Source organism: Paraburkholderia sp. SIMBA_054, assembly GCF_046534875.1.
GTDB classification, from domain to species: Bacteria; Pseudomonadota; Gammaproteobacteria; order Burkholderiales; family Burkholderiaceae; genus Paraburkholderia; species Paraburkholderia hospita.
The window spans coordinates 1-274 of the sequence record NZ_JAWRXV010000710.1; the positions used below are offsets into that span (position 1 = coordinate 1).

The window sequence follows — 274 nt, forward strand, 5'->3', positions numbered from 1 at the left end:
CTGGTGGCCGCGCAGGTCCTGCGCCGCGGTGCCGATGATCCGCGACCTGCGCCCGCGGCCGCGCCTGCCCCCGCTTCCGGAGCCTGACGTGCATATCGAACGGATCGACCACCTGGTGATGACCGTCGCCGACGTCGAGGCCACCTGCGCCTTCTACGCCCGGGTGCTGGGCATGCAGGTCGTGAGCTTCGGCGAAGGGCGCAGGGCGCTGGTCTTCGGCGGGCAGAAGATCAACCTGCACCAGGCCGGGCGCGAGTTCGAGCCCAAGGCGTTG

The 274-nt window shown here is 71.2% G+C and carries 1 protein-coding gene; it reads left to right on the plus strand.

The features are described from left to right. Nucleotides 1-34: 34 nt before the first annotated feature. Nucleotides 35-274: VOC family protein (locus SB822_RS56930; RefSeq protein WP_410859081.1), on the plus strand; the 240-nt coding region annotated here is incomplete at its 3' end.